This is a genomic window from Inquilinus sp. NPDC058860, assembly GCF_042743185.1.
Classification (GTDB): Bacteria; Pseudomonadota; Alphaproteobacteria; order DSM-16000; family Inquilinaceae; genus Inquilinus.
The window spans coordinates 36,199-42,877 of the sequence record NZ_JBHYMS010000062.1; the positions used below are offsets into that span (position 1 = coordinate 36,199).

Genomic DNA, 6,679 nt, shown 5'->3' on the forward strand with positions numbered 1-6,679 from the left:
CCTTCAGAAGCTGACGCGCAGCCCTCCGGTGGCGGCCTGGCTGCGATAATCGTCGGCGAAGCTGCCGTCGTAGCGCAGGAACAGGTTCACCGCCTGCGCCGCGAGGGTGACGCCGACGCCGATCCTGGCCAGGTCACGCGGGGCGCGGGCGCCCTCCACGGTGAACTCCGCGTCCGAGCCCTCGAACCGCCCGTCGAAGGACCGGTCCGTGTCGCCGACATCGTGGCTCCATGCCGCCCGCAGCGACAGGCCGAGCGGTGCGGCGAGACCGATGTCGAGGCGATGGGCCAGCTCCGCGCCCAGCATGCCCTGGGCCGAGGTGACGGTGCGGCCGCCGATCTCGAGATTGACGGCGCCGGCCCCGCCCTCCCTGATCTCGTCCTGCCCGACGACGATGGCCTGGAAGCCCGCGAAGGGGGTGAGGTCGGTGCTGTCGCCCAGCGCCAGGCGATAGCCCGTCTCGATGCCGGACAGGAACAGGTTCGAATCCGTGTCGGCGGCGGCGAAGCGGTCGATGCCGGGGAAGGAGATCGCCCGGCTCACCGTGCCCCAGCCATGGGCGTAGCCCAGCGCGCCGTCGACATACCAGGCGGCGGGCGAATAGCTGGCGTAGAGGCCGAGGGAGAATGTGGTGAGGTTGCCGTCCCCCGAGAGCGTCCGGGTGTCGAAGCTGCTGGTCGACAGGGACAGCGCGCCGCCGACGGCGAGGGCGTCGTCCAGGCGATGGTCGAAGCCGATGGCGACGCCGAGGATGTCGAAATCGACATCATGCGTGTCGCCATCGCCCGACAGCCGGCCGAAGCTGCCCAGCCCGGCGATCCAGGCGCTGGTGGAGCCGGGCTCGCCCGGGCCTCCAATGGCCGGCCCGCCGGCAGCCGCGGTGCCGCCGGTCCGAGACCGGCGCATCTGCTGCTGCAGAGTGTTCAGGAAGGTCTCGGCGCCGGCGATCTCGACCGACGGCAGGTCGGCATAGATCTCGCCGCTCAGCTGCTGCAGGGCCGAGCGCAGCGGATCGTCGTCGCCGTAGTTCAGCAGGTCGAGGCTGTTGTAGACATGGTCCATGTCGCCGAACAGCTGCGGCGGCGTGGCGCGGTCGAGCGCCTCGGCGATCGCGCCGGCGTTGCCGCCGCCGGCCCGCGGCGCATAGGCCAGGGCCTTGTCCCCGATCAGCTGCCGGTTGGCGTAGGCATCGGACGGCAGGAATTGCGGGTTGGCGCAGTTCGGGTCGTCTGACGTCCCGATCAGCAGGGATTGCGCCGTGCCGCCGCCGCCCCACGGGCCGCCGACCGGGATCGACGGGGGATTGGCGGGGAAGTTGCCCAGGATCGGGGCGCCGGTCCCGGTCAGGATGCAGGTTCCCGCCGGCACGCGGACGATGGTCAGGGAATCCGGCAGATAGGGCAGGGCGAGCCTGTCCTTGATCTCCGCGGCCGTCATCCCGCGCACCGTGTCGGAACCGGCGATGAAGCCGCCGACCGGCCGGGTGGTGCCTTCGGTGTAGACGCGGACATACTGGGTCTCGGCCGTGGTCCGCACCACCGCCGCCGGGGCCGAGCTCACGAAGGATTCGGTCGGCGGAGTGCTGAAGATGTAGGTGTTGGCGTCGGCTCCGGTCCTGACCGAGGGCAGCCAGGTCCCATCCCGGCGGTAGACCAGGCCGGACAGCACGTCGCCGGGCGGGAGCGGCAGCATCTGCGCCAGGGCCGGGGCGGCGCATCCGATCCCCAGCACGCCCGAAAGAACCGCGACCACGTGCCATCCGGCACGCCGTTTCCCCACGCCACCCAGCATTGTCGCAGGCCCCCCCCACCCGACGTATCGACGATTTCTTCTGATAATTGATTCGTTTCTGAAATGCCCACGAAAAATCGGTGTGAGAGTCAAGTTGTATTGAGAGAAATACTATAAAATAGATATCTTATTTATCTGAAACTGTCGATTTCAGAGGGCCCGGCAGCCGGACCACCGTCGTCGCGAGCTTCCCCGCCAGGGCAAGATCGTGGGTGACCAGAAGCACCCCCAGCCCGGTCTCGGACACGACCCCGAGCAGGACCTCCACCACCTCCTGCTGGCTCACCGGGTCGAGGCGCGAGGTCGCCTCGTCCGCGAACAGGACGATCGGGTCGAGCAGCAGGGCCCGCAGCAGGGCGAAGCGCTGCAGCTCGCCGCCCGAGACCTGGCCCGGCAGGCGGTCGAGCAGGCCGTCCGCAAGGCGCAGCCGGGCCATCAGCCCGGCCACCCGGTCCCAGGGCTGCCGGTGCAGCCGGGCCAGGTCGCGCAGGCCCCGGCGGATCGGCTGGTGCGGCACGAAGGCGGCCGGCGGGTCCTGGTACAGCTTCTGGAACCTGAGCCGCGGCTGGCCGCCGGGCCGCTCGACCGTGCCGGCATCGGGGGCGGCGAGGCCGAGCAGGATGTTGCCGATCGTGGTCTTGCCGCAGCCGCTGGGGCCGGCGACTGCGACGATCTCGCCGGCCCGCACCTCGATGTCGACGCCGGTGAACAGCCGGCGAGGGCCGAAGGCCTTGGCCAGGCCGCGGCCGACCAGGACCGGGCCGCCCGAGGGCTGGAGCGCCCGCTGCGGCCAGCGCCGCGGATCGGCGGTGAGCAGCGCCCGGCTGTAGGCGTGCTCCGGGGCCCGCAGCACGGTCTCGGCCGCGCCGTGTTCGACGATCCGGCCGTCCAGCATGACGCCGACGGTGCCGCCGAGCGCCTCGGCGACCGCGACGTCATGGGTGATGGTGAGCAGCAGGCGGCCGGCCTCGGCCTCCCGCTTCAGCCGCGCCACGACGCCGTCGCGCAGCTGGGCGTCGAGGCCCTTGGTCGGCTCGTCGGCGATCAGCAACCGGCTGTCGCCGGCATGGGCGATGGCGATCGCCACGCGCTGGCCCATGCCGCCCGAGATCTGGAACGGGTAGAGCGCGCCGGCACCGCCGAGCCCGACCTCCGCCAGATGCTCGCGGCCGCGCGCCTCGCTCTCCGCCCGGGGGCGGCGATGGACGAAGCGGTGCACCTCCGCCACCTGGGCGCCGACGCGCATGGTCGGGTCGAGGGCGAGCCAGGGCTCCTGCGGCAAGAGCGAGATCGCCCGGCCCCAGAGCCTCCGCCGCTCCGCCGCCGGCAAGGCCAGCAGGTTGGTGCCGTCGAGGCGGATCGTGCCGGACGCCCGCAGCTCCGGCGGCAGCGTGCCCATGATCGCCTGGGCGACCAGGGACTTGCCGGAGCCGCTTTCGCCCAGCAGGGTCAACGGCCGGCCGGGCTGCAGCGACAGGGAGACATCCGTGACGACGGGGCCGGCGGCCGAGGCGACGCCGAGGCCGGAGACGGAAAGACCGGTCATCGGGAACTCCTCTGGGCGACGAGCTGCAGGCCGAGGACGAGCAGCACGATCAGGGCGGCGGGCAGCAGCACGTGCACCGGCGCCTCGGCGTAGTAGGGCAGGAGCTCGACGATCATGCTGCCGAGCTCCGGCGTCGGCGGCTGCAGGCCGACGCTGATCGCGCTCAGGGTCGAGATGGCGATGATCGCGGTCGCCATGGCGAAGGCCGCGAGCGTGCCGATCAGCGGGGCGATCACGGGCAGGACGTGGCGGCGCAGCACATAGCCCGGACCGAAGCCGAGCAGGGTTGCGGCCTCGACATGCGGCTGCTTCAGGACCGTCGCCGCGGCGGCGCGGGTGACGTGGTAGAACTCGACCCACAGCGTCAGTGCCAGCCCGAGATAGAGCGGCCCGAAATTGCCGGGCGCGAAGGCCAGCAGCAGCAGGACCAGCATCAGCCCGGGCAGCGCCAGGACGATGGTCGAGGCGAGGTCGGCCAGCCGCTCCACCCAGCCGCCGCGCCAGGCGGCGGCAAGGCCGAGCAGGACGCCGGGCACGGCCGCCGTCGCCATGGTCACGAACGCCATGCCGAAGGACAGGCGCGCGCCATGGGCCAGCCGGGCCAGCAGGCTGCGCCCGTAATGGTCGGCGCCGAGCAGGTAGTCGCCGCCGGCCGGCGCCAGGCTGGCGCCCAGATCCTGCCCGGCCGGATCGGCCTCGATCAGCCAGGGCCCGAGCACGGCGAAGGCCGCCAGCGCCAGCAGCAGCACGCCGCCCAGGGCGCGCGGAGTGGCGAGGCGCGGGGAAGGGGAGGCGAGGGCCGGAGTCATCGCGCGGTCCTCGGGCGCGGATCGAGCCAGGCGGTGGCGGCGTCGACCCCGGCGGTGATGGCGACGAAGATCAGGCCCATGGCCAGGGCGGTGCCCTGGACCATCGGGACGTCGCGCTCGATGATGGCGTGGACCAGGGCGTGGCCGATGCCCGGATAGGCGAAGATGGATTCGACCACGACGACACCCTCCACCAGGTAGATCGCCTGCAGGCCGAGATAGGAGACGACGGGGATCGCCGCGTTGCGCAGGCCGTGGCGGCGCACCGCCACCGCTTCCGACAGCCCCTTGTGGCGGGCGAAGGCGAACCAGGGCGACGTCACGACGCCGGCGACCGCGTCCCGCGTCACCCGGCTCGACACCGCGGCAAGGCCGAGGCCGAGGGTGAGCGCCGGCAGCGCGATCTCGCGCCAAGTGCCGAAGCCGGCGGGCGGCAGCCAGCCGAGCCGGATGGCGAAGACCAGCATCAGCACCAGACCCAGCACGAAGGGTGGCAGGGCGCGCAGCGCCACCGAGCCGGCCAGCCCCAGCCGGTCGGCCCAGCCCTGCGGCCGCAGGCCGGCGGCGACGCCGACCGCAGGCCCGACCAGCAGCGACAGCCCCAGCGCCGCGGCCGCGAGCCAGAGCGAATAGCCGAGCTGGACCGCCAGCTCCTCGACGACCGGCGCCCCGGTCACCAGGGAGCGGCCGAGGTCGAGCCGGGCCAGGTCGGCGATCCAGTCGGCGAGCTGGGCCGGCCAGGGCCGGTCGAGGCCGAGCTCGGCCCGCACCTTCTCGGCGGAGGCCGCGGTCATCGCGTCGGGGCCGTAGCGGCCGGCCGCGATCCGCATCGCCGGGTCGCCGGGCAGGACCCGCATCAGCACGAAGCACAGCGCGCCGACGACGAGAGCCACCAGGCCGGCCTGGGCCAGCCGGGGGAGGAGAAGTCGTCTCATCCGCCTAGTCTGCCCAGCGGATCGAGGCGAGGCGGTAGTTCACCTCGAACGGATCGACCTCCACGCCGGTGATGCGCTTGTTGGCGACGATCGCGAGCTCGGACCAGGTGACCGGGATGCCGGGCAACTGCTCCTGCAGGATCTCGGCGGCGCGGCGGCGCAGCGGCGGCTGCCGGTCCGGGTCGCCGGTCGCCATCAGCTGGTCGACGATGCCCAGCAGCTCCGGGTCGGACCAGCCCATCGCGCCCCAGTCGCCGCCCTTCGGGCCGTAATCCTGCATCAGGGCGCCGACCGGGTCGGGGACCACGGAGTAGAGGCGCGAGACCAGGCCCATCTCCAGCGTGCCGTCCTGGTGCCGGCTGACCACCTCCGACGTGTTGCCGACCGACACCTTCAGCTCGATGCCGACCTCCCGGAGCTGCGCCTGCAGGGCGGTGGCGATCGGCGGCAGCTCGGGCCAGCTGGCATAGGTGACGAGGGTCGGGGCGAAGCGCCGGCCGTCCTGCTGCAGGATGCCGTCGTCGCCCGGCGTCCATCCGGACTCGGCCAGCAGCCGCCGCGCCTCCTCCAGGTCGCGCCGCAGCGGCGGCAGCTCGGGGCCGTGCCAGCCGGCGAGGGTGGGCGGGAACAGCTGGGTCGCGGCCAGGTCGGGGTTGCGCAGGATCGCCTTGGCGATGCCGGCCCGGTCGATGGCGTTGCTGACCGCCCGGCGCTCCCGGACGTCGTCGAAGAAGGGCGAAGCCGCGTTCAGCTTCAAGATGCGGGTCCGGGGAATGGTCACGGCGCGCACGTCGAGATCGGGATCGCGCTTCAGCCGCGCCACCGAGACCGGCAGCATCGAGAAGGCGAGGTCGGCCTCGCCGCTTTCGGCCATCAGCGCCCGGGTCTCGCCCTGGCCGACGGCGAGATACTTCACCTCCCGGATTCCCGGCTGGCCACCCCACCAGCCGCCGGCCTCCTCGAGCTCCAGCTTCAGGGGCGGCGTCAGCGCCTTCACCCGGTAGGGCCCCGAGCCGATGATCCGCGCGACCCGGCCGGACTCGTCGTAGGAGGTCGGGGCGAGAATGATCGCGCCGTAATTCACCAGGAAGGCGGGCAGGGCGGCGAAGGGCCGCTCCAGCCGGATCACGACGTCGCCGCCGTCATGGCCGATATCGGCGATCGGCACCTGGGACAGGATGCCGGCGCCGGCCCGGGCCTGCCGCAGGCTCGCCGCCGCCGCCTCGGCGGTGACGGGGGTGCCGTCATGGAAGACGGCGCCGCCGCGGATCCGGAAGCGCCAGGTCAGCCCGTCGTCGCCGGCGGACCAGGATTCGGCCAGGGCCGGCGCGAGAGCGCCCGTGGAATCGGCCGTGACCAGCGTCTCGGCCACCTGCATGCGGCTGAAGATGTAGCCCGACTGCGCCGGGTCGATCCCGGCGATCTCCCAGGGGCCGACCACCTTGAGCGGCCGGTCCTGCGCCGAAGCGGTGCCGGCCAGGAGGGCAAGCGCCAGCCCGGCCGCGGCGACAAGATGTGCGACCTGCATCCCGATCTCCGTAATGTTATATCATACGTTTTGGATCGGGCGGATGAAAAGGTCAACAGCCGGATGGCGC

At 72.6% G+C, this 6,679-nt stretch carries 5 protein-coding genes; all 5 read right to left on the reverse strand.

The genetic code is table 11. The features are described 5' to 3' along the window. Nucleotides 1–3 precede the first annotated feature (3 nt). A complete protein-coding gene (locus tag ACFW16_RS30170) occupies nucleotides 4–1,752 on the reverse strand; it encodes an autotransporter domain-containing protein (protein WP_380312215.1) in 1,749 nt (582 codons plus the stop codon). Nucleotides 1,753–1,918: 166 nt separating this feature from the next. Further along, nucleotides 1,919–3,337 carry an ABC transporter ATP-binding protein gene (locus ACFW16_RS30175; RefSeq protein ID WP_380312217.1) on the reverse strand — a complete coding sequence of 473 codons (1,419 nt, stop codon included), beginning with the start codon at nucleotides 3,335–3,337 and terminating at the stop codon, nucleotides 1,919–1,921. After that, complete coding sequence (locus ACFW16_RS30180) at nucleotides 3,334–4,146, reverse strand: ABC transporter permease (RefSeq protein ID WP_380312219.1); 813 nt, start codon at nucleotides 4,144–4,146, stop codon at nucleotides 3,334–3,336. The genes ACFW16_RS30175 and ACFW16_RS30180 overlap by 4 nt, the downstream gene beginning before the upstream one ends. Beyond that, nucleotides 4,143–5,081 (reverse strand): ABC transporter permease, encoded by a 939-nt coding sequence (locus tag ACFW16_RS30185; protein ID WP_380312221.1) that lies wholly within the window; start codon nucleotides 5,079–5,081, stop codon nucleotides 4,143–4,145. Before ACFW16_RS30185 ends, ACFW16_RS30180 begins: the two co-directional genes overlap by 4 nt. A 4-nt stretch (nucleotides 5,082–5,085) precedes the next feature. After that, nucleotides 5,086–6,609 (reverse strand): ABC transporter substrate-binding protein, encoded by a 1,524-nt coding sequence (locus ACFW16_RS30190; protein ID WP_380312223.1) that lies wholly within the window; start codon nucleotides 6,607–6,609, stop codon nucleotides 5,086–5,088. Nucleotides 6,610–6,679 lie beyond the last annotated feature (70 nt).